Annotated in this window: 21 protein-coding genes; 11 read left to right on the top strand and 10 right to left on the bottom strand. The window is 32.0% G+C overall.

Annotated elements, in window-relative coordinates; translation table 11 throughout:
• The first annotated feature begins 24 nt into the window (after positions 1-24).
• A complete protein-coding gene (locus B2989_RS01595) occupies positions 25-2508 on the top strand; it encodes a T9SS type A sorting domain-containing protein (RefSeq protein ID WP_292943163.1) in 2484 nt (827 codons plus the stop codon).
• 41 nt (positions 2509-2549) lie between these two features.
• Here B2989_RS01595 and B2989_RS01590 read toward each other — a convergent pair whose 3' ends face one another.
• The 4 genes from B2989_RS01590 to gdhA form a co-directional block, all read right to left on the bottom strand.
• Complete coding sequence (locus B2989_RS01590; RefSeq protein WP_292943160.1) at positions 2550-4958, bottom strand: TonB-dependent receptor; 2409 nt, start codon at positions 4956-4958, stop codon at positions 2550-2552.
• A gap of 4 nt (positions 4959-4962) precedes the next feature.
• The gene (gene recO / locus B2989_RS01585; RefSeq protein WP_292943157.1) at positions 4963-5685 is read right to left on the bottom strand and encodes a DNA repair protein RecO; all 723 of its coding nucleotides are present in this window, start codon (positions 5683-5685) and stop codon (positions 4963-4965) included.
• Entirely contained in the window at positions 5685-8063 is a 2379-nt protein-coding gene (locus B2989_RS01580) for a two-component regulator propeller domain-containing protein (protein WP_292943154.1), read from the bottom strand. The genes recO and B2989_RS01580 overlap by 1 nt, the downstream gene beginning before the upstream one ends.
• A 129-nt stretch (positions 8064-8192) precedes the next feature.
• Entirely contained in the window at positions 8193-9536 is a 1344-nt protein-coding gene (gdhA, locus tag B2989_RS01575) for an NADP-specific glutamate dehydrogenase (protein WP_292943151.1), read from the bottom strand.
• A gap of 225 nt (positions 9537-9761) precedes the next feature.
• On the opposite strand from gdhA, the gene B2989_RS01570 reads away from it, so the two are divergent.
• Positions 9762-10571, top strand: coding sequence for a THC0290_0291 family protein (locus B2989_RS01570; protein ID WP_292943148.1), 810 nt, complete (start codon positions 9762-9764; stop codon positions 10569-10571).
• 70 nt (positions 10572-10641) lie between these two features.
• Here B2989_RS01570 and B2989_RS01565 read toward each other — a convergent pair whose 3' ends face one another.
• The gene (locus B2989_RS01565) at positions 10642-11781 is read right to left on the bottom strand and encodes a cystathionine gamma-synthase (RefSeq protein ID WP_292943145.1); all 1140 of its coding nucleotides are present in this window, start codon (positions 11779-11781) and stop codon (positions 10642-10644) included.
• Between the two features lie 73 nt (positions 11782-11854).
• On the opposite strand from B2989_RS01565, the gene B2989_RS01560 reads away from it, so the two are divergent.
• Positions 11855-12598 carry a PdaC/SigV domain-containing protein gene (locus B2989_RS01560; RefSeq protein WP_145005523.1) on the top strand — a complete coding sequence of 248 codons (744 nt, stop codon included), beginning with the start codon at positions 11855-11857 and terminating at the stop codon, positions 12596-12598.
• Here B2989_RS01560 and B2989_RS01555 read toward each other — a convergent pair.
• Positions 12595-13050 (bottom strand): DinB family protein, encoded by a 456-nt coding sequence (locus B2989_RS01555; RefSeq protein ID WP_292943142.1) that lies wholly within the window; start codon positions 13048-13050, stop codon positions 12595-12597. The two genes, B2989_RS01560 and B2989_RS01555, sit on opposite strands and share 4 nt — an antisense overlap.
• An 88-nt stretch (positions 13051-13138) precedes the next feature.
• Here B2989_RS01555 and B2989_RS01550 point away from each other — a divergent pair, with 88 nt between their 5' ends.
• The 3 genes from B2989_RS01550 (at position 13139) to B2989_RS01540 (ending at position 14929) form a co-directional block, all read left to right on the top strand.
• Positions 13139-13621 carry an OsmC family protein gene (locus tag B2989_RS01550; RefSeq protein ID WP_292943139.1) on the top strand — a complete coding sequence of 161 codons (483 nt, stop codon included), beginning with the start codon at positions 13139-13141 and terminating at the stop codon, positions 13619-13621.
• Between the two features lie 65 nt (positions 13622-13686).
• Complete coding sequence (locus B2989_RS01545; RefSeq protein WP_292943136.1) at positions 13687-14043, top strand: arsenate reductase family protein; 357 nt, start codon at positions 13687-13689, stop codon at positions 14041-14043.
• On the top strand, positions 14033-14929 hold the full coding sequence (locus B2989_RS01540; RefSeq protein ID WP_292943134.1) for a DMT family transporter: 897 nt from the start codon (positions 14033-14035) through the stop codon (positions 14927-14929). The genes B2989_RS01545 and B2989_RS01540 overlap by 11 nt, the downstream gene beginning before the upstream one ends.
• Here the strand turns inward: B2989_RS01540 and B2989_RS01535 are convergent.
• Positions 14910-15389: an acyl-CoA thioesterase gene (locus tag B2989_RS01535; RefSeq protein ID WP_145005508.1), complete on the bottom strand. Its 480-nt coding sequence runs from the start codon at positions 15387-15389 to the stop codon at positions 14910-14912. The two genes, B2989_RS01540 and B2989_RS01535, sit on opposite strands and share 20 nt — an antisense overlap.
• Before the next feature lie 117 nt (positions 15390-15506).
• Between B2989_RS01535 and B2989_RS01530 the strand changes: the two genes are divergently transcribed.
• The 4 genes from B2989_RS01530 to B2989_RS01515 all read left to right on the top strand — a co-directional run bounded on the left by B2989_RS01530 (position 15507) and on the right by B2989_RS01515 (position 18217).
• A complete protein-coding gene (locus tag B2989_RS01530; protein WP_036597603.1) occupies positions 15507-16367 on the top strand; it encodes a YicC/YloC family endoribonuclease in 861 nt (286 codons plus the stop codon).
• A gap of 78 nt (positions 16368-16445) precedes the next feature.
• Positions 16446-17033: a guanylate kinase gene (gmk, locus tag B2989_RS01525; protein WP_191099368.1), complete on the top strand. Its 588-nt coding sequence runs from the start codon at positions 16446-16448 to the stop codon at positions 17031-17033.
• 33 nt (positions 17034-17066) lie between these two features.
• Positions 17067-17645: a nicotinate (nicotinamide) nucleotide adenylyltransferase gene (nadD, locus tag B2989_RS01520; RefSeq protein ID WP_292943120.1), complete on the top strand. Its 579-nt coding sequence runs from the start codon at positions 17067-17069 to the stop codon at positions 17643-17645.
• 65 nt (positions 17646-17710) lie between these two features.
• Positions 17711-18217: a hypothetical protein gene (locus B2989_RS01515; protein ID WP_292943117.1), complete on the top strand. Its 507-nt coding sequence runs from the start codon at positions 17711-17713 to the stop codon at positions 18215-18217.
• 486 nt (positions 18218-18703) lie between these two features.
• On the opposite strand, the gene lysM is transcribed toward B2989_RS01515, so the two are convergent.
• Together lysM and B2989_RS01505 are read right to left on the bottom strand one after the other, a co-directional pair.
• Entirely contained in the window at positions 18704-19198 is a 495-nt protein-coding gene (gene lysM, locus B2989_RS01510; protein WP_145005493.1) for a peptidoglycan-binding protein LysM, read from the bottom strand.
• Positions 19199-19374: 176 nt separating this feature from the next.
• Positions 19375-20325, bottom strand: a complete 951-nt coding sequence (locus B2989_RS01505) for a nicotinic acid mononucleotide adenyltransferase (protein WP_292943111.1) — start codon at positions 20323-20325, stop codon at positions 19375-19377.
• Positions 20326-20456: 131 nt separating this feature from the next.
• Between B2989_RS01505 and B2989_RS01500 the strand changes: the two genes are divergently transcribed.
• Complete coding sequence (locus B2989_RS01500; protein ID WP_292943108.1) at positions 20457-21458, top strand: NAD(P)H-dependent glycerol-3-phosphate dehydrogenase; 1002 nt, start codon at positions 20457-20459, stop codon at positions 21456-21458.
• A 206-nt stretch (positions 21459-21664) separates the two neighbouring features.
• On the opposite strand, the gene B2989_RS01495 is transcribed toward B2989_RS01500, so the two are convergent.
• Positions 21665-22060 (bottom strand): hypothetical protein, encoded by a 396-nt coding sequence (locus B2989_RS01495; protein WP_292943105.1) that lies wholly within the window; start codon positions 22058-22060, stop codon positions 21665-21667.
• Between the last annotated feature and the right edge of the window lie 13 nt (positions 22061-22073).

Genomic DNA, 22073 nt, shown 5'->3' with positions numbered 1-22073 from the left:
TATAATCTTTTTAAAAAACCCTCAATGCAAGTTAAATCTTTACATTTAATAGTATGCTTACTTACCGTTTCATTCTGTTTATCACAAACTAAAATCGCCGAATTAAATTTTGAAACTCCTGGTGGCTACACGACTAATATTACCGAATTTACAGACAATGGTCGCGACTACTTTTTAAGAACAGACGGAACAGACTTTAACCATGGTCCAAATGGAGTCTTATTTAATAATTTACAAGGAGGCTTTTACTTTGCAGCACAAGACACAGATGGTGAAGGTGCACCTTTACCTGCTAGACTGTTTATTGAAAATATAGACATAAGTAATTATACAAACTTAGAATTTAGAGTACACTTAGCGGAAGACGACCAAACTACTAACGGTGGAACTAGAACAGAACATTGGGATAATAATGACAGTGTAAGATTTACTTACAATATTGATAATAGCGGAACCAACTCTGATTTATTATGGATAGAAAATGATAATGGTGGCGCAAACAGAGCGCCTTTAATAGATACTGATTTTGATGGTATTGGTGATGGTGTAGCAATTACAGATACTTTTACACAACATACTAGACCCATTACCGGAACTGGTAACCTTTTGGATATTAGTATTAGATTTAGACTTAATCAAGGTCAAGAGGATATAGCTATAGATAACATTGAGATTTGGGGAACTCAAAATTGCACCTCAACTGTAACTTGGGATGGCACAAATTGGCTACCAACAACTCCAAACAGATCTACCACTGCTATTTTGGCTAGCAACTATAACACTAGTACTGTTGGTCAACCTAGTTTTACTGCTTGTAGCCTAGTTATAAATCCTGGAGTTAATCTTACCGTTTCATCTAATGAGTATGTCCAAATTATTACAGATGTAACAAATAATGGTCGTATAGCTATTCAAAATACAGGCTCTTTTGTACAAGTAGACAACTCTGCAACTTATGATGATACAGGCAGTTCCTTTTTTACAACAGATAATGCAGCTGTAGTAGAAAGAAATACGTCCTTTATTAATCAATGGTATGAATACACCTATTGGAGTTCTCCTGTTGCTAACGAAACTTTTGGCAACGCCTTGTTTCAATCTAGTCAATATAGACGATTTGAATTTAACGCAGCAAACTTTGTTGACTCACAATACGAAACAAATAATGATAACACCTTAGTTAATGGTCCAGGAATAGATGACATCGATGACAATGGAGATGTTTGGTTTTTAAAAGGATCTAGCGATTTAATGGCTCCTGGCGTTGGCTATACTGCTACACATTCTCAAGACGCTTTCATTTTTGGAGCTGGTAGTTATAGCTATTCATTTAGAGGTACTTTAAATAATGGAAATATAACGGTTCCTGTTGAGAGAAATGATACCGAAACAAATGACACCAACTGGAATTTAATAGGAAATCCATATCCTTCTGCTATTGATGTTGATTTATTTTTTGCAGAAAACAATTACCTATCTAATCCAACCAATGGTAAACTTGATGGCGAATTATATTTATGGTCACACGCAACAGCTCCTGATGGTACAGCTAATGGTAATCAAGCCTTAAATTTTTCGTTTAGTGACTATGCTAGAATTAATGGAACAGCAGAACTTGCTGGTGGAGACGGAATAACACCTACTAGACACATACCTTCTGGTCAAGGTTTTTTTGTAACATATTCAGACAATCCTGCATCTACAACTGGTACTGTTACTTTTAATAATGCCATGCGTGTTACAAATAATAACACTCAGTTTTTTAGAGCATCCAATACAAATTCAGCTACAGCTACAATTACAAATAACAAATTATGGTTAAATATGACAACAGATACAGGTTTGTTTAACCAAACAGTTATTGGTTATGTTCCTGGTGCAACTGCTGCCAATGATGGAGCATATTACGATGCTAAAAAAAATGGTGCAACCATTGCTGATTTTTCATTTTACTCAGTATTACCAAGTGACTCAAAAAAATTAGCAATTCAAGGTAAATCACCAAGCGATTTAGATTTAAACGAAACTATAAACCTAGGTTTTTTCAATAACATTAATACACCAACAATTTATACTATATCTATTAATCAGTTTCAAGGTGAATTTTTATCAAACAACACGATTTACTTAAAAGATAATCTTACTAACACTTATCAAGATTTAAATGCAGGAGATTATTCATTTACTGCAGAAGCAGGTGAATTTAATAATAGATTTGAAATTGTATTTAATCAACCTAGTTTATCTGTTAACGAAACACTTATTACATCTGAGAATTTAATTATTTACGAAGACCAGAATGATACTGTGACGTTTTCATTAAACAACAAAGACCTGACCATAAAATCTATAAAAATTTATGATATGTTGGGTAGATTGTTATACAATTTAAAAGGAGAAAATAACACCGAAACTTACAACCTTACAAATCTTAATCCAACTGCTTATATTGCACAAATTGAATTAAGTAATGGCATAATACTTAGTAAAAAAGCTTTAAAAAAATAAACTATAAAAAAACCTCAATATTTACATTGAGGTTTTTTTTGTTATAATGTGTATTGTAAGGAGACTATCAGGTTCCTACCTGGAGCCGCAATCCCTGAAGAATACGTTTTGTAGCGTTGATCTGTAATATTCTCTAAAGCAGCAGACACCACTACAGCATCACCAATTTCGTATTGCGTTCTTAAATTTAAAGTGTACCAAGATGGTGAGTAAGGCTTACCATTTTGATCCAATGCGTATATGTAATCTTTTTCAGCTTCTGAAGGTGCTAATTGGTCAAATGACAACGCATTATTATAATTAACAAAACCGTCTACTTTAACCTTATTTTTTTGCCATACTAAATGTGTGTTTCCAAAATTAGGCACAACATGTCTAACTGGTACTTCTACACCATCTGTTTCCTCTGTACCACCAATAATATTGTATTGGGATGTTAATTTAAAAGCATCCGAAAAATTAACTTGCGCTCCAACTTCAAAACCATATATCCAAGATTTAGAAGCGTTTTGCATAGATTGCACATTACTTAGCTCGCCATCATAGATAATCTGTGATTCACCATTTAAAGTACCATCTCTTCTAACCAAAGCATTATCCAAATAAGTATAATATGTTGCCATATCAAAAATAACCACTTTGTCAAAATTTAACTTTAAACCTAACTCTCCACTATAGGCATATTCTGGGTCTAAATCATCATTTGGCACTACAACAGATCCTGGTTCTGAGTCAAATACCTTTCCTGTATCATCAACATTTGGTGCTCTAAAAGCAGAGGACAAGTTAAATTTCCATTGTAATGTTTCATTAGGCACAAACGTTACACCTGCAGTCCCAGTTAAAGCATTTGCGGTATTATTAGATTCTGAAAATGGTAAATCTAAAAACTGGTTATTATCTGTAAAATCTACCTTTTGGATTACCGTATTATATCTTAAACCTGTCTGAAAAACAAACTTTTTAGTTGGTCTAAATTTGTAGCTAGCATAAAGAGCTGCACTTTGCCAAGTGGCACCATCTGGATAACGAGACACTGTGTTTAAAGTAGTATTATTCTCTACGTTTTCAGTAAAACCAATTGATCCTACTTTATTGTATACATATTCAAAACCATAAAATATTTTTGATGTCGTGCTTAGTTCTTTTTCAAAATCTATATTAAACGAAACCGCATCCACAGACTCCTCTCTAACATTTCTATCAGTATCCTGAAAATCTCTATCCATTCGACTTTCTTGAAAATTTTGATAAGCTAAAGTTGTTTTTATGTTGTCATAAAACGTTGCATTACTGCTTCTTTTTGTAACGCTTAAATTAGACATAAACCATTTTTGTGGTCCATAATTCCATTCTGCAGATCTTAAATCATCACCTCTATAACGTATCAACCTATCATATCTTGAGTAATCAGAGGTTGTGGTATAGAACAATCCTAAATCAAAATCTAAATCATCGTTAGCTTTATAACTAACCTTTTGCATAACATTAATTTGATCATAACCTGTTGTTTTCTGAATTTTGGGATTATCATTAGGTACTACAACATCATGATTATTATTTGTCACTACAAACTCTGGTCTTAGATATTCTGAAGGACCATGACTACCCATTCTTAAATCTCCAAAATCCGTGTAACTAACATTAGTTAAAAACGCCCAATTTTTCAGACCAAAATTTAAATCAATATGTCCCGTTTTTTCTTTACTAGCAGTGGCATAACGCATCAATACATTACTTTTTACGTTAAGCGTATCTGTATAAGAAAACTCAGGTTTTTTAGTATAAAAACTCATTACACCACCAATTGCATCACTACCATAAATAATAGAACCTGCACCTAAAGTTACCTCTGTATTTTGAATAGATAAAGGATCTATAGAAATAACATTTTGAAGATTTCCACCTCTAAAAATAGCGTTATTCATTCTTACTCCATCCACAGTAATTAGTAATCTGTTGGTAGAAAAACCTCTTATCATTGGACTACCACCTCCTAATTGACTTTTTTGTATATATACTTGACCTGTTCCCTCTAATAAATCTGCACTAGTCTGAGGATTAGTAAAGCTTATATCCTTGGCATTTATGGTAGCTATTGTTTTAGGAATCTCCCTTTTTGTTTGTCCAAAATTTGAGGCAGAAATAACAATTTCGTCCAAACCTTGTTCATTAGACTCAAGGAAGACTTTACTATTAGTAATATTACTTTTTTTAACTTGATGTATTGTGTGTGAAATATGCTGAAAGAATAGCACCTCTGAAGCATTAAAATTGCTTAAATCAGCCATACCATCTATATTAGTAATTTGACTTTTGGATTGACTTTTATTGTAAATAGCTACGCCTGCAATGGGTTGATTAGAGTCTATATCAATCACTGTAATTGATTGAGCAGACAAGGAAAGTGTAAAAAAAGTTATTAGTAATAAACTTAATAATAATTTCATATTTTTAATTAAAAACATCATTGAGGATTTGTAAAGATTTTGGTTTTTTAAAGTTGCCTAAATGTAGTTCAAAATAGACTAAAATTATAGTTAAAAATGATTGCCTCTGTTTTGCACTAATTTTAATGGTTTTTATATCATCAAATGTCATGCCTAACAACTGTTTTAATAGTGTTAAATTTTCGCCAGTAATGGCATATTTAGAATTGTTTTCATGCTGAAACTCGCCATCCATTAAATTAAAATATGAAGCTGTATCAATCTCTGTTTGATCTGGATAAAAACCAAGATACTTAGTTAAATCCAAAAGAAATAATAGATGAAAATTTGAATAACTATCATTAGCATCTAACCACTGTAATGTGATTTGTATATATCTATAAAGTGCATCATTTTGTTCTTCTTCTTGTAATGCCTGAGCTAAGATTTCTGCCAAAAACATTACAATTGCACTTTTTAATATATTTGTATGAAGTGAAGTATACAAAAAATCTGTTTTTACATCTTTTATATATTGCAGCGACCTATTAGACTTGTAGTCTGTGTTTAATTGGAGTTGAGATAACGATTGAAAGTAAGCTACTTTTTTATTTCCTTTTTTGGAGGATAAAACCCCTTTAAGCAAGTAACTAACCGCACCTTGTTTTTGAGTATAACACTTAACAATTAAGTCGTTATCTTTAAATCTAAGTTTTGAGAGAACAATAGCGTTTGTTGTTGTTAACATTATCTAACCACCATCACTTTTAACACTTTAGTTTCAAAGGTATCTAAATCGTTTAGCATGATTAGATAAACACCAGATGCCACAATATTTCCTCCTAAATTTTTACCATTCCAGAGTGCTGTACCACCATCTATTTCAAGGTTATAACCTTTAAATCTAGAGTTTGTTCTAGACTCTGCTTCTGCTACCAAATTGCCTTCAATATCAACAATTTTAATATTTACGTTTTCTGATATGTCTCTAATTTTAACCTTCTCGGTTAGGATATTAAAATTAGGTCGTACTGGATTTGGGTATACGTAAGCATCTTCTAAGGTACTTTTAGGTTTAGAGGCATCTGACTGAAAGGACACCATACCTTTGTCTGTAGCTATATATATAATACCGTTTACACTATCAATATCTACATCTAAAACATCGTTTGTAGGTAAAGGTGAATTATCTTTTGTAAAATGAAAGATGGTTTCTTGACCGTCTGACGAAAAATAATACAAACCTGTATCCAAAGTAGCAATCCATTTATTATTAGATCCATCTACCTCGATATCTGTTATGTATTGTTGAAATAATAACTCTCTAGCAATACCATCATCTAACACCACAATATTATCAACTTCTGGAGATCCTGACATAAATTGCTCTGTATTATACACAATTCTTAACCCTGAATCTGTACCACACCACAGTTGACCATTTCGATCAATTGCTATTGCTTTTACTCTAGGTGATGGCATATTCTGTTCTGCATCTACAACATGTTCAAAAATATAATTTCCTCCATTTTCATTAAACCCTACAAGGCCATATTGGTGTGTACCCATAAAAATATTATTATTAGAGTCAAATACGATAGAAGAAAAACCATTATTACTCGTAGCTGGATTCATTAAATCCAAAAAGCTATATGAAGTCCACTCACCATCCTTGTACTTATTTAAAGGTGCATCATATCTTGCATTTAACACCCAATAAGTTCCGTTTTCATCAAAAGTTGAGGCAAAAACAAAGTGATTGTCTGTAAAAAAGGGTTGTATAGTACTGTTTTCTCCGTTAAAAAATTCCGTTGGCTCATTATTCTCCAAAGCTAAGACGCCATATACAGAAGAACTAATATATGCTAAGTTAGGATTAAATGGATTAATAGATATATGAGAAAAAGACCATGGAAAAGCAGTAATTGGCTGAATAGAATCGTAGGTAATATTTTGCCAAGCATCATCAAAATAATGACTAATCCCAGATTTTCTAGTAGTAATTGCATAAGGATTATATGAAAAATCATAACCTCCATGTGTTCCATAAATATGACCTGCTAAAGTTTTTATTTTAAAAAACTTATTTAATAATGGACTGTCAGGATGTATTTCCTCTTGAATAGAGGTATCAGTAACATTTGTTTTTAACAAACCATAACCAGGTTTAGCTGTTGAAAGTGTTCCTTCAGTACCTACGTAAATCTGATTAGTCTCATCAATTACAGCACATGTGTACTTAGTAATATATTCTGGTATGTTTCCTACTTGTGCTAAATTTACAAATCCCTCTGGATTATATACATTAGCTTCTTTCTCTGTAGTAACAACTAATTGATTGTCAAAAGCTCTAATATCTACAATATTATTTGGGTAAGTTGCTTTAAGCTGAACACCACTAGTTGTATATTCATAAACACTTCTATTTGTTCTTGTCGCAAACAATTTATCACCAACTGCCTGTATACCTAACCAATAAAACCCTACTAAATGGTTCCATTCTTGATAATCTATTAAATTTGGATTTGACAATGCTCCACTTTTAATACCTATAGAGGTTGCTGCAAAAATTTTATCTTCAAAAATAGTGGTTTGCGAAACAACTATTTGCGTACCATTTGAACCAATATAATAAGTGTCACCAAACTCTAAATTATTTATATCGTAAACAGAAATTCCGTAATCTGTAGCAATATATGCTTTGCCATCAAAAACATTAAAATGATTAATTTTTTTATCACTAGGTGGAATTGTTGGCTTTTCAAGAATATCTACAACAGATAAAATAGTATTATCACTTTCTTTATAAATTTGAATTAAACCATTTTCAAAACCTAGTAGTATCAAACTACTGTCCTCTATATATTGTATAGCAGAAATAGTCTCTCCAGATAGCCCATTAATTGTAGAAAGTTTATCTATTACATTAGTGTTTTTGTCATAAATAAATACAGCATTTTCTGCAGCAGCAATAATTTTAGTGCTTCCTTGAGACACATCCTTAATGTCTAAATATGAGAAATGACCCTTCCAAGAGTCAGAAAAATCTTGCGCATTAGTCTTAACCACAAAAAGACAACTAAGCACTATAACAAACAGATTGAAAACTATTTTGATTTTAGACATTTATAAAAGTAAATTAATAAAACTCAAAAATACTATAATTTATTGTATTGTGTGTCTGTTTTATACAACAGAAAAACCCTTAGTTACATTAAGCAACTAAGGGGTTTTTATAAAAATTACAATAAAATCTTAAACGACTCCTTGTGCTAACATAGCGTCTGCAACTTTAACAAATCCAGCAACATTTGCTCCTTTAACATAATCTACGGTTCCATCTTTTTGAGTACCATATTTTACACAAGATGCATGTATATCATCCATGATTTGATTTAGTTTAGCATCTACTTCTTCTCTAGTCCAATTATAACGTAAAGAGTTTTGACTCATTTCTAAACCTGAAGTAGCAACTCCTCCTGCATTAGATGCTTTACCTGGAGAAAACAATACTTTAGCTTTTTGAAGCACTTCAATTGCTTCTGGTGTTGTTGGCATGTTTGCACCTTCTGCAACAGCAATAACATTATTATTTACCAAAGTTTCAGCTTCAGATTTGTCTAACTCATTTTGCGTAGCACATGGCATAGCAATATCACATTTAACACTCCAAGGTCTTTCTCCTTCATGGAAGGTTGCTGAGCTATACTTATCTACATATTCACTAATTCTACCTCTATTAACATTTTTGATTTCCATGATATATGCTAATTTATCTGCATCGATACCATCTTTATCATAAATATATCCAGAAGAATCTGACATAGTTACTACCTTACCTCCTAACTCGGTTGCTTTTTCACAAGCATATTGTGCAACATTTCCTGATCCAGAGATAACAACTGTCTTACCTTCAAATGAATCGTTTTTAGTTGCTAACATGTTTTTTGCAAAGTATACTGTACCATAACCAGTAGCTTCTGGTCTGATTAAAGATCCACCATAAGATAATCCTTTACCAGTTAATACTCCTGTAAATTCGTTTTTTAAACGTTTGTATTGTCCAAACATATATCCTATCTCACGTCCACCAACTCCTATATCTCCAGCTGGCACGTCTGTGTTTGCTCCAATATGTCTAAATAATTCTGTCATAAAAGATTGACAAAAACGCATGACCTCGTTATCGCTTTTTCCTTTAGGGTCAAAATCACTTCCTCCTTTTCCTCCACCCATTGGCAAAGTTGTAAGAGAGTTTTTGAATAATTGTTCAAATCCTAAGAATTTTAAAATACTTAGGTTTACTGATGGATGAAAACGTAATCCACCTTTGTATGGTCCAATTGCCGAGTTAAACTCAACTCTAAAAGCTCTGTTAACTTGTGTATTTCCTTTATCATCAATCCAAGGTACTCTAAAAATTATTGTGCGTTCTGGCTCTACCATACGCTCTAACAACATCTTACCTTGATATTTTGGATTTTCTTCTATAAACGGAATTACAGTTTCTGCAACTTCGTGTACTGCTTGTAAAAACTCTGGCTCATTGCCATTTTTTTGTTTTACTAAATCTAAAAATGCTTCAATTTTATCTTTCATTATGTAAATAATTACGATAGTGTTATACAATCCATAAAAATGTGATACAAAGATACATTATCTTTATTTGTACACCTATTTTTTTTTAATTTTCGCAAACGTTATAGTAGAATTACTAAATATTAAAATTTAAAATAAAAGACTACGTGTTATCTGTAAAATTTGTATGTTCGTCGTGATTTTATATATTTGCTTAATAAATAGCCTCTAAACCATAGCCTTATTATGTTTAACCTTAAACAATTGATACTAGTCATACTTATATTGTTAAGTACTAGTAACGCATTTTCTCAGTTAGGCTTCTCTCATGAAATTGGGATAATTACTGGACCTGTTGCTTTTAAATCTGATTTTGGAGAACGTAATGATTTTTCGACTAACTCTGGTAACACAGGTTTTGGTATTGGATTGGTGCATTATATTAATTTTGCTTATCAAGCAGATTGTAATTGCTACACTACAGACAATTACTTTAACGATCACTTTAAATTACGTACCGAAATTTCTTATAACAAGACTAAATTAGATCATCTTGGTTTATTTGTGCAACCAGAACAAACTAGTGCTGATGCAGATAGATTAAGAGCACACTCTGGTGAAGCCAATAACTTTGATATTGGAATGCAAATAGAGTATTTTCCGTTAAGCATTAGATCTTTTCAAGCGTTTGGTTACCGATTTGCTCCATTTGTTAGTTTAGGTGCGCATTATGTATCTTTTAATCCTAAAGTTAGTACGTCATACCTTGGCGAAGGTGATCCTGGAAATATTAATAACTTAAATAATTTTTATAACCCTTGGTCTAGACCTCCTTTAGAAAACCCTATTGACATTAGTGGTGGCAGCACTTGGTCTGTTGTATCTAGTATAGGTGTACGATATAAATTAAATACAATTTCTGACTTAATGTTAGACCTGAGAGGTCAATATTATTTTAACGATTGGATTGATGGTTTAAACCACCAGTTAGAATATAACAAATACAATGATTGGTTAGTCTGGTTAAATGTTGGATACATTTATTACCTTGATTAATTAATCAAATTACAATATAAAAAACGGTCAAGTTAAAAACTTGACCGTTTTTATGTTTACAACCTAGATATCAACCTAAGGCTTGTTGTAAATCATTAATTAAATCTTCAGCATCTTCTATTCCAACGCTTAGCCTTATCATACTATCAACAACACCAATTTTTTCGCGTTCTACTTTTGGTATACTAGCATGCGTCATACTTGCTGGATGTCCACACAGTGACTCGACACCACCTAGGGATTCGGCTAGTGTAAATACTTCAAGGTTTTCAACAAATTTAATAGCTTGATCATAATTATTTCCTTTAGTAACAAAGCTAACCATACCTCCAAAATTTCTCATTTGTAGTTTAGCAATGGTATGATTTGGATGCGTATCAAATCCTGGCCAATAGACCGTTTCTACTTTAGGATGCGACTTTAAAAATTCGGCTACAGCCTTACCATTTTCACAGTGACGCTGCATCCTAACGTGTAATGTTTTTATTCCGCGTAAAGCTAAAAAAGCATCTTGAGGACCACAGATTGCTCCACTAGCATTTTGTATAAAATATAGTTTTTTAGCCAAGTTGTGATCTTTTACTATCAAAGCTCCCATGACCAAATCACTATGTCCACCAAGATATTTAGTTGCAGAATGCATAACAATATCTGCTCCAAGATCCAAAGGTTGCTGCAAATAAGGTGTAGCAAACGTATTATCGACTGCCAATAGTATGTTATGCTTTTTGGAAATTTTTGAAGCTGCAGCAATATCAATAATATTTAACATTGGATTAGTTGGTGTTTCTACCCAAATTAATTTAGTATTTGCGTTTATGTACTTTTCTATATTAGCAGCATTATCCATACCAATAAAATGAAATTTAATACCAAAGCCTTCAAAAATTTTGGTAAACAAACGGTAGGTGCCACCATACAAATCGTTAGTAGATATAACTTCGTCTCCAGGTTTTAATAATTTTATAACTGCATCAATAGCTGCCAATCCAGATCCAAATGCTAATCCAAAATTGCCATTTTCCAAACTAGCAAATGCATTTTCTAAAGCCTGCCTTGTTGGGTTATGACTTCTAGAATACTCAAAACCCTTATGACCTCCAGGTGTTGATTGTGCATATGTTGATGTTTGATATATTGGTGGCATTACTGCACCATAAGCTGGATCAGGTTTTTGACCACCATGTATTGTTTTTGTATTAAATTTCATGAAGAAAACTTTTGTTAACAATAAAAATAGTTTTTAATTCGCTGTATTCAAACTAGAACAATATCTTTAGTCTATGTTTAACACTTTATCCAACTCTAAATCGTTACTTATTACTGTAGTTTACTGCTTAATAATGACAACCTCTTGTCAAAAAGACAAGACTATTACTTTTTCTGAAACCCAAATATCCAAAGAAAAAGAAACCTTTGTAGAAATCGTTTTGCCTAAAGCAAATGGTAAAACCAAAACTGCAAAAAACATAAATGCTACACTTAACAATTTTGCTTGTCAGATATTAAATATAGATAGTGCTAAAAGTAAAAAAGAAACTATTGAAGAAAGCATTGCAGCATTTAACGAGGCTTACACTAATTTTAATAAATCATTTTTATCCGATTTTGACAGTAAATTTCCAAGATGGGAAGCTTTAATTGATGGAGAAGTATCTTACCAAAACGAAGCGTTAGTTTGTATATCCATGAATGGAAGTATCAACACAGGAGCTGCAAGTAGCAACTTAAAGTTTAAGTTTTTTAATTTTGATTTAACCAATGGAAAATCATTAACAACAAAAGAGCTTATTAACGATATTGACGCTTTTAAAGCTATTGTCAAAAAGTATTATGACAAGGAGTTAATGACTACTTACACAAGCATAAACAACGACACTAGCGACTTTAAACTACCAGAAACCATTGGCTTTAATGACAACGGAGTAATTATAATATACGACAATTTTGACTTAGGTCATGTCAACACACAGTTACTAGAGTTTACCATACCTTTTACCGTAGTAGATCAATATATTAACTACTAAATATTTTTTTTGAGCGCTAGGATGTAACCCAAGTGGATCCCTTCATGAAAGCTATTAAATACGATAGCATCTGCTGCACTTTTTAATGTACTTTTTGTAGACACAGTATACTCTTGATAAGATTTAAAGACTCCGTTTTTATAATCTTCCTCAGTTTTTTCAATAGTACTAAATAGTAAATCCTTTATTTCATCAACTTCAGCTTGACTAACCGCTCGTTCTGTTTTTGTTCCTTTTTTGTATGCCTCAACAAGTGCATCACTAACAACCAAAGGTAACCCAGAAAACTTATACACTAGCAACTGTTGCGTTACAACAGTATGCGCAATATTCCAAAAAATATTATTACTATAACCATTTGGGACTTTATTTAATTGCTCTAGCGTAAAAGTCTCTAAAAATTGTTTAAAAATTGCTCTGTTTTTTAGCGTAACATCAAATGTAAAGTCCATAGTTTTTAATTTTTGCACAAGAAAGTAAATTAAAAAAAATAAAACTAATTAAACTTCAATTTTTAACTTTAGTGTTTAAACTTAAAACATGAAAACACACAACTATAACACAACCGTTACATGGACAGGTAATCAAGGCAAAGGAACAACTAATTACAAAAGCTATAATCGCAATCACACCATAGCAAACTCTAATAAATCGCAAACTATACTAGCAAGTGCTGACCCTACCTTTTTCGGCGATGACACACGTTATAATCCAGAAGAGTTACTACTATCATCCATCTCATCATGCCACATGCTATGGTACTTACACCTGTGTGCAACCAACAATATAATAGTTACAGACTACACAGACCATGCAGAAGGCATAATGCAAGAAAACAAAGATGGAAGTGGTCAATTTACCAGCGTTACCCTACACCCAAAAGTCACAGTTGCAGACGCAAGCATGATTACTAAAGCCAACCAATTACATCATAAAGCCAATACCATGTGCTTTATAGCACGCTCATGTAATTTTCCAATTATACATAACGCTTTCGCGGAAGCTTCGCCTTGCAAGGACTAGTTTTAATAAAAAAATGAAGTAGTTTTTAACAAAAAAAACGACCTTAGCAAAAAATAAAATGTACCATGAAAAAAGTATACTATCTTAAAACCTGCAGTACTTGTTTACGTATTTTAAAAGAGCTTAATCTACCATCAGATTTTGAATTACAAGACATAAAAGCAAACCCTTTAACCGTAAAACAAGTTGAAGATTTAGCAGCATTATCAGGTAGTTACGAAGCCTTATTTAGCAAACGTGCTAAACTATACAAGGAAATGGGACTTAAAGATCAAAACCTAACCGAAAAAGATTACAAACATTACCTACTAGAACACTACACCTTTTTAAGTCGACCAGTTGTAGTTATTGATCAGTCTATTTTTATTGGTAATTCTAAAAAAACCACAGCATCGACCAAATTAGCACTTAATGAAAACTAGGTATTGGGCATTATTAGCAGCCTTTATGGTCCAAGTACTTTACGGACTAAACTACACCTTTGCTAAAGACGTTATGGTTGGTGGTTTTATAAAACCATTTGGTTTTATTGTGCTACGTGTTGGTGGCGCAGCAATATTATTCTGGCTATTTAGTAGCTTAGGACCAAAAGAAAAAATAGAACGAAAAGATTTTTTAACCCTAATCTATGCAGCCTTTTTTGGAGTGGCAACAAATATGCTTTTATTTTTTAAAGGATTAGCATTAACCACACCAATACATGCTTCTGTAATAATGATAATAAGCCCTATTATCGTATTATTACTATCTTCATTTTATTTAGAAGAAAAAATTACAAAAATCAAAATATTAGGTGTTCTTTTTGGATTTGCAGGTGCAACAATACTTACAGTCTATGGTAAATCCGCGAGTCCAGGTGATAATGTCTTTTTAGGAAATATCATGATATTACTAAATGCTATTTCTTATAGTATATACATTATAATAATTAAAAAACTAACCTATCGCTATCATCCATTTACATTTATAAGATGGTTATTTTTAATAGGCTTTTTTATGGTTTTACCTTTTGGATTTAATGATATTCTAGCCATAAATATAACGACCTTTACACCATACATATGGTTTTCTGTAGTATTTGTAATAATAGGTGCAACCTTTGGTACCTACCTACTTAACCCCTTAGCATTGAGACACCTAAGAGCCTCTACTGTCACTGTGTTTATATACTTACAACCATTAATTGCTGGTATTTATGCAGTAATAGCAGGTAGTGACGCAGTTACAATAGTTAAACTAACAGCATCATCGTTAATATTCTTTGGCGTGTATTTGGTAACTAAAAAACCTAAAGTACTAAATCCTTAGGTAAGCGACCATGCTTACGCATGTCTTCTTTAGTCAATATGGCAAAGTCTGCTGTTCTAGGAAATTTATTAGCCATTTCTAATAAGTCTTCAGATAAACCAGTAAGCTTTCTGGTATGTAAATCTATCCAAGCTCCCGAGATTTCGCAAAATGCTAAATTTTGTCCTTTACTATTGTAAAAATTATGGTCAAATTTAAAAAACATACCATCTTCACTTAATCCTGACACCTCTAAACTAACCGTAATTGGCTGTCCTAAAAACGCTTCTTTAAAATAATGAACATGCTCATGGAACACCACAGGACCAATACCAGCTTTACTTAAAGCCATTAAAGAAAACCCATGATCTTGTAAAAAAGCGGTTCTGGTATGCGACATAAAATTAATGTAAGCCGAGTTTGCTAAATGTCTATTAGCATCAATATCACTCCATCTAATTTCAAAATCTTTTTTATACATAATCGTTAACTTTTGTTATTTCAAAATTACAATAATATATTCTGCATGCATAATAAAATTTGGATTTCTTAGGCGTTAACATTTTACTTACCTTTGTAGCAATTAATTAGTGTTTATATGATATATTCAATGACAGGTTATGGTAAATCTGTATTACAATTACCAACAAAAAAAATAACTATCGAGTTAAAATCGCTTAATAGCAAAAACCTAGATTTAAACGCTAGAATGCCTTCAATTTACAGAGAGAAAGAGCTAGACTTACGTAAACTAATAGCTAAGCAATTAGAACGTGGTAAGGTTGACTTTTCTATATACGTCGAAACCACTGCAGATGATACCTCAACACAAATTAATGCTCCTGTTGTAAAGCAATATATGGAGCAATTAAAAGCAGTTTATAATGATGGTAATGAGATGGAGTTACTTAAAATGGCTGTACGTTTTCCTGATGCTTTAAATACTGTTAGAGAAGAAATTGATAACACTGAGTGGAAACAAATTGAAGCCGAAATTAATGTCGCTTTGGATAGCTTAAAAGACTACAGACTTAATGAAGGAAAAGTGTTAGAGCAAGACTTTAACGACCGTATTAAAAACATTGCAGATTTATTACAACAAGTTATTGCAATGGATCCTGATCGTGTTGAAGGTGTTAAAGAACGCCTACGTAAAGGGGTTGAAGAGCTTAAAGAAAAATATGACGAAAACCGTTTTGAACAAGAACTAGTGTATTACATTGAAAAATTTGACATTACTGAAGAGAAAGTACGTCTAGACAACCACCTAAATTACTTTATAGAAAGTATAAACAGTGTAGACTCTAACGGAAAAAAACTAGGTTTTATCGCTCAAGAAATTGGTAGAGAAATCAATACCATTGGATCAAAAAGTAATTACGCACCTATGCAGCAATTAGTTGTGCAAATGAAGGACGAATTAGAAAAAATTAAAGAACAATTACTTAATGTCCTTTAATTAATAAAGGCATTGTCGCACTAACCACGACTGCAGGACTTGCAATCGAAGTGTCAAACAATAAAAACTATTAGCACATTGACTAAACAAACAAAAAAACAAGGTAAACTAATCGTATTTTCAGCACCTTCGGGATCCGGAAAAACAACCATTGTTAGACATTTACTAAAGCAAGACCATTTAAATTTAGCCTTTTCAATATCTGCAACCTCTAGAGAAAAACGTGGTACGGAAGAGCATGCCAAGGATTACTATTTTTTATCTGCTAAAGATTTTAAACAACACATAAAAGATGACGATTTTTTAGAGTGGGAAGAGGTATATAGAGATAACTTTTATGGGACTTTAAAAACCGAAGTCGAGCGTATTTGGGCTTTAGGAAAAAATGTGATTTTTGATATTGATGTGTCTGGTGGCTTACGTATAAAACGTAAATTTCCAGAAGAAACCATTGCTATTTTTGTAAAGCCACCAAGTATTGACGAGCTTAAAATACGTTTAAAAAAACGTAAGACAGAAAGTGATGACAAAATTAACATGCGCATCAGTAAAGCTAGTGCAGAGCTAGCTACAGCACCTTTATTTGATGTTATTATAGAAAATGATAATCTTGAAAAAGCACTAACTGAAGCAGAGCATTTAGTTAGCGATTTTATAAATAAATAATTACAACCAGATTATACTAGGATTGACAACGCAATGAAAATAGGCTTATACTTTGGATCTTTTAATCCAATACATATTGGACATTTAATAATTGCTAACCAATTGGTGGAAAATAGCGACTTAGACCAAATCTGGTTTGTGGTAACACCACATAATCCATTTAAGAAAAAAAGCACGCTGTTAGATAACCATCATCGTTTAGAAATGGTGTATCTAGCGACTAAAGACTACGATACGCTTAAAGAAAGTGATATCGAGTTTAACTTACCACAACCCAATTACACTGTTAATACATTAGCCTATTTAACAGAGAAATATCCTGAAAAAGAATTCTCGCTAATTATGGGAGAAGACAATTTAAAAAGCTTCCATAAATGGAAAAACTATCAGGTTATTTTAGACCATCACAACATTTATGTCTATCCTAGAATAAGTGATGGTAAAGTAGAAACCCAATTTGATAAACACCCAAAAATACACCATATTGAGGCTCCAATAATGGAGATATCGTCTACTTTAATACGAAACAGTATCAAAGCTGGTAAAAACATAAAACCGTTATTGCCAGAACATGTTTGGTCTTATTTAGATGAAATGAATTTTTATAGGTAGGATTAAACCTTCAGATTAGTTTCTAAAATTTTTACTAAATTGGATGTAGTAACAATCAACAGTATATGTACAAAGAATTTTTCAAGAATTTAGCCGAAAAAGAAAATGGACAATTTTATTTTACAGATGAAAACATATCCATTGGTATGGGAGTCCGCAGTCCTAACGTTATTTATAAAATAACCTTTACCTATAAAGACAATCTTTTTACCATAATAAATCAGACAGGAACCAATTATATTACAACTATACGCTGTCAACTAAATGATACACTTCATCCAATACCTTTTACTGTAAATACCACATCTCATTTAAAAAATCTGTTTTTACAAAAAAAAAGCAGACTAAATGTTTCAACAGAACATTCAAATCTAAAGTACTTCTTAAGTAAAAACAACGCATTAAACATACTGAGTGAAATTGCTAATAAAGAAAAATTTGATCCAAATATAACTTGTCAATATGACAATGTTTGGAGCATTGAAACTAACTATCATCTAGAATTTGATAATTGGACTGACCCAATAGAACCAATTATAGAATTATATAAAAACCTAATTAATCATTTTTAAAAAAGAATGGTATATGAATTCAAATACTCTAAACTTAAAAAACATGAAAACATTAAAAAAGTTTATCCTTTATTATATTATATCCTTTATTGCTACTCTTTTTGGTTATGGATTTTTTTGGTTAGTTAATAATCATATATTAAGAGGTGACTACAAATTTAATTATATCCCTATTCTAGTTGTGTTATTCATAATAATGCCATTTTTTATATATTTTAAAACAGAAAAAAAATAAGATAAAACTTGACACAACCTTGAAATACATTTTTACAATAGGCTTAATTTACGTGATTTACACTATCTCAGTAAACATCAAACAAAACTTAAAATCAAACAAAAAAGTTGTTTGGTTAAATATAGTAGGATTACTAATTATGCTAGCTTATTTTACTAAACATGTTATTAATATTATAAATGACGTTAAGTAAAAAACAAAAAAAAACGCCAACTATTAAGTTAGCGTTTTTTACATAAAATATAATGCGTTTAGTCCAAAGCAGGTATACGTAATACTTGTCCAACATAAATTTTATCTGGATCTGTAAGCATTGGTTTATTGGCTTCAAAAATTTCTGGATATTTCATAGCGTCACCATAGTAATGCTTCGCTATTTTACCTAAAGTATCTCCACTTACTACAGCATGAAACTGTGCTTCTGGCGCCTCAACTTCTGCTACAGCTACTGTCATCTGGTCGTCTACAGTTGCAATACCATCACTATTACCAACTAATAATACTACTTTTTCTTTGGTTGCCTGATCTGCTGCTACTCCAGTAATGGTTGCTGCATCATCATCAATAAAGATGCTTAAACCCTCTACTTGTAAGTCTAGATCGCTTGCTGTTTCTTCTAATTTTCTAGCAGCTAATGTTTCCATTTTAACCTCTGCTGCTTCGGCTGCTGCAGCTTCTTCTTTATCAGTTTTTCCTATTCCAAAAACTTTAGCTCCTGCATTTTTAATAAATGAAAATAATCCCATAATTATGATTGTTGTTTAGTGTTATTTAATATTTATAAAGTTAAAAAATTAGTTGTCTAACTGCAACTTATGTTAACAACTCTTATGCCAAGTCTTTGTTAAAGTATACAATAAAAAACCGCTTAAAGACTTGCTCTAAGCGGTTTTTAAACTAACTAAATGACTAATTCAATATATTATGCTCTAGAGTTTTCTCTAGGATTATCTTGTTTTTTGGTGTGTTGTACACGTTTTTTAAGACCAGAAGTTTTAGCTCTATTAAGTTCTGTACCAACCTTTAAATATTGGATATATCCTCTACCAGTAAACTCGTAAACGGTTCCAGAACTTGGATGGAATAACTCTATACGTTGATCATTGATAATACTTAACTCAAACTGCTCATTATCAAAATAATCATAATCTAATACTAATGACTTTAAGTACATGTTTCCGCTAAAGTTTCCTACGTTATAAAATCCTGAGTAATCCCAATATAAATTGTTTGGATTAATTCCGTTTGGATCCTGACTACTTCTAAACGTGTTATCGTTTCCGCCTGATAAAAATTGCAAATAATTTTCGTTATCAAACTCATTTAAAGCACCATAGTTACTTGTGTATGTTTTTTCCCAAGCTTCATATTCTTGTAAAAAGTATTGTAGGTTGTCGTAAAACACATAATCATAATCAAAAGTGCTACGTTGGTAACCATGTAAAAAGTACGATGTATCTGTAAAAGGGTTGTACAACTCAATAGTATTATTATCTATTTGATACACATCAAAACTATCGTAACCATCAATATCATGGTCTACATCTAATATCATGTTGTAAGCATTATAATTTCCAATTGGGATACCAAAACCGTTACCTTGACTACCAATACCAACTAAATTATTATTAGCATACAGTGTACCGTTTCTAAAAGAAATGGTGAATGCTATCTGTAAAAAAGGAGACTCGCCATAACCTATAGTTTCATCCACTGCAACGTACCATAACTCGTGCGAATTTAGCACTTGGTTAATACTAACTGGTACTGGCTCATTATAACCATTATAGTCGTCTACAATAACCTCGCTATAACAAGAGGTAAATAATATTGCTATTAAAGCAAAACCTGAAAGTAGTTTTATTGTCTTCATAATGTGTCGTTTTAAGGATTGATAATAGACTAATTTCAAAAGGCGTGCCAAAAATGATAATGGTTTGTTAATTAGATAAATTTAAAGAAGTAAAATTTTATGTATTTTTGATATAGAATTTAATCCCTTATATGAGTCAACAATTAAAATACGCTGTTTTTGGATCCGGAAGTTGGGCTACTGCAATTGTAAAAATGCTGTGCGAAAACCTGGAAGAAGTTGGATGGTACATGCGTAGCGTTTATACTAAAGAACACTTATTAAAAGAACAACATAACCCAAGTTACTTAAGTTCTGTCGAGTTCCATTTAGAACAACTTAAACTAAGTAACGATATTAACGAAATGGCTGAATATGCAGATGTACTAATTTTTGTAGTACCATCCGCTTTTATACATTCCGAGTTACAAAAACTTACCGTAGACATTACCAACAAAACAGTAGTTTCTGCAGTAAAAGGTATTATACCAGAAACCGGAAAACTATTAGGCGAGCATTTTCATGATAACTACAACATACCCTTTGAAAACATAGGTGTCATTGCAGGTCCTTGTCACGCAGAAGAAGTCGCTTTAGAGCGTTTATCTTACCTAACCATATCATGTGCAGACCAAAAAAAAGCACAACAAATTGCAGATGTATTATCCAGCGATTATATAAAAACTAAGACCAGCGACGATGTTATTGGTACAGAATACGCAGTAATGCTTAAAAACATTTACGCAATTGCAGCAGGAATCGCACACGGTTTAGGTTATGGAGACAACTTCCAAAGTGTATTAATGAGTAACGCAATACGCGAAATGAAACGCTTTATCAAGAAAATGCACAAAATGAAACGTAACATAAACAACTCGGCTTACTTAGGCGATTTATTAGTTACAGGCTACTCCACATTTTCTAGAAACCGCATGTTTGGAAACATGATTGGTAAAGGCTACACCGTAAAATCTGCACAAATGGAAATGAGTATGGTAGCAGAAGGTTACTATGCCACAAAAAGTGCCCATTTACTTAACGAGAAAAACAAAAAGAAAACACGCTTACCCATTGTAGACGCAGTATACGCGGTATTGTACGAAGGTAAGGATGCTAAAAAAGTGTTTCAAAAACTAACCGATAAATTAGATTAAAAAAAGTCCCTTTGCATTAAACAAAGGGACTTTTTAATTTCAACCATTTTTATTTTGGGCGTTACCCAAGGGTCGCGCTTTACGTTACAATCTTTTTAATCGTGCCTCATAAAAAGGATTTCCGCTACAATCGCTAACGCAAGTATTAGCCAAGCTAAAGACTAATCATAATTTGTTTTAAACCGTATTATGTAATCTTTATAATATTACTTAACCAAAACACCACGTGCTTCCATTAAAGGTATTGGTTGTAAAGCCTTTAAATTAATTGTGTTTTTTCTAAAAGTATATGTTTGGTCAAACATAGTATTACCTTCAAAAAAGGTAACCTTAAATTGATTGTTTAATGCAAATAAATCCTCTTGCATCAACTCGATTTTAGCATAGCTTTTTTTAGGTAGCTTGTCTAGTTTTTTTCTAAAAATAGAAGTCATTTTATCCTCCGAGAAACCACTAGTTACAATCAATACCATGTCTAAATCAACCGCTTTATCATTTATAATATAAGCGTTCCAGTCTTGTGTTTTGTATATGTCATTATACTCGTTAACAATAGCAACATATACGTTTTCAACAACTGGTATTTGGATATCCTTTTTCATGACTTAAAAAACT

It is taken from the genome of Olleya sp. UBA1516, from assembly GCF_002323495.1.
Classification (GTDB): Bacteria; Bacteroidota; Bacteroidia; order Flavobacteriales; family Flavobacteriaceae; genus Olleya.
Note: the sequence above shows the minus strand (reverse complement) of the source record. Positions and strands in the feature narration are given on the sequence as shown.